This is a genomic window from Cellvibrio sp. OA-2007, assembly GCF_000953825.1.
In the GTDB taxonomy this organism is placed as follows: domain Bacteria; phylum Pseudomonadota; class Gammaproteobacteria; order Pseudomonadales; family Cellvibrionaceae; genus Cellvibrio.
This window is the reverse complement of record NZ_BBUL01000018.1, coordinates 1-1,835: the sequence shown is the minus strand read 5'-3', so window position 1 is coordinate 1,835 and position 1,835 is coordinate 1. Positions and strand designations below refer to the sequence as shown.

Genomic DNA, 1,835 nt, shown 5'->3' with positions numbered 1-1,835 from the left:
TCTAACAAAGCGGTCAAACATCGTTCCGCTTCGCTCCACTGGACAGAATTTAAGTCGCGGCTTTGTGGTTTTGCTGCGCAAAAGTATTCCACAAAGCCACAACTTAAATTCTGCCGTTTACCGCGGCGTTAGGCTAATTCGGTGCAACTAATGGAAAATAAGATTTTCACTGAGATTCCCGAGGATGTGACCGAAGATTGGCTGCACGGGGCAATAATCGGCGGAATGTGTGGTTACGATAATGAGAGCTTGGCTGAGTCATATTTTTTGTCAGCAGACCAATTAATTAAAAAGGTGCTTCAAGCTTCCGAACCAGCCAGAGAATATTTATATCCAATACTTTTTCTTTATCGCCATGGGCTTGAGCTTTATTTGAAAGCCATTACAAAACCCGAAAAATTAAATCACAGCATAGGTTCGCTATTTGAATTGTTTTGCACTTATGTTTTGAAGGAACACAATCAGAAGGTTCCGGCGTGGGTAACAAAGCCAATTTCTCAGTTTGCTGAATTTGATCCAGAGTCAGACCTCTTTAGGTACCAAAATACAAAAAATCCTAAACGCTCTGAGCGTCTGGCTAACGAAGGCGAATTTTGGGTTGATCTACCACTACTAATGGAGCAAATGGCAAACCTAGACGTTGTGTTTCGTAAAGTTTTGGCTGCACAAAAATATGATATAAACAATTCGCGTACAGTCTTTAAGCGCCTTGGTAAAAGCCAAGCCTAACAAAGCAATCAAACGGATGGTTTTTAAGTTGCACTTTTGCCATTCCGCTTCGCTTCATTTTATGGCAAAAGTGCAACTTAAAAACCACCGTTTATCGCGGCGTTATACGTGTGTTTTAGGCGGAAATAGACATCGTGCCAAATTGGCTCGGTTTGCTTGGTTTGGCGGTGCCAATAGTTAGTTTTGTGGCAACGTATTTCAATTGCATGCTCGCTGCTAACTTCTGATGTTTTATTGCTTGGTGAGTATCGCGCTTGGAAGTTTCATCTCTCTCGCCTGCGCTCGGCTGAGAATGTTCAGTTTAAATTTAAGAAAGAATGAATAAGGTCTTTTCAGCAAGGCCAAATCAATTAGAAAATTTTTGTTTTGCAAAACCATTCTGAAACTTTGGTTTCGTATAACAAGGCGCGCCAGGCACGCACACTTCGTGTGCTGGACGCATCGTAAGTAGCAATTTTATGGTTTTGCTTCGCAAAAGTTTTCCATAAAATCCCTACTTACAATGCGCCCCTGCGCTAAACGTTAGCTATTACACATAAATGAAGGATAAACCATGTCTGAAGAAAATAAAGATGTTGTACCATTTAACGAGATACAAAGCTCTGGAATAAATCTTGATCTTGCAATTAAGCAATCACAGGTAATGACCGGCATTCTAGATTCAATGGGTATTGAAAAAGCCACATTCAAATCCGGCGCACATTTTCACCGAGACGAAAAGACTAATACCGCTACACTTGCAACCGATGGCCTAATGGTTCAACAAGGTGAGCATATAACTACCGTTATTATCAGAAATGAAAACAGTACAAACAAACAGGCGTTAGAGGAATTGCAAAGTCAAAACCCTTTAACACAAGAAACAATGGGTTCTTTTTCTGGTCGCTCTCAATCATGGGCTTCCGTAGCTCTAGCACAACTGGAAGAAGAGGAGTAATTCACTACAGCTAACAAATCGCTCAAGCACCGCGCACTACGTGCGCTGGACAGTTTTTAAGTCGCGCTTTTGTGGTTTTGCTGCGCAAAAGTATTCCACAAAATCACAACTTAAAAACTGCCGCTTAGCTCGGCGTTATAGCGTGCGAACTGTTTTGAAACGTGCTTCG

The 1,835-nt window shown here is 41.6% G+C and carries 2 protein-coding genes; both read left to right on the top strand.

Annotated elements, in window-relative coordinates:
- Window positions 1-150 precede the first annotated feature (150 nt).
- Window positions 151-729, top strand: coding sequence for a hypothetical protein (locus AWU77_RS00295; RefSeq protein WP_062057512.1), 579 nt, complete (start codon window positions 151-153; stop codon window positions 727-729).
- 553 nt (window positions 730-1,282) lie between these two features.
- Window positions 1,283-1,666: a hypothetical protein gene (locus AWU77_RS00290; protein ID WP_062057509.1), complete on the top strand. Its 384-nt coding sequence runs from the start codon at window positions 1,283-1,285 to the stop codon at window positions 1,664-1,666.
- Window positions 1,667-1,835 lie beyond the last annotated feature (169 nt).

Coding starts and splice junctions, on each gene's coding strand:
- AWU77_RS00295 (WP_062057512.1), top strand. CDS start 151: ATGGAAAATAAGATTTTCACTGAGATTCCCGAGGATGTGACCGAAGAT.
- AWU77_RS00290 (WP_062057509.1), top strand. CDS start 1,283: ATGTCTGAAGAAAATAAAGATGTTGTACCATTTAACGAGATACAAAGC.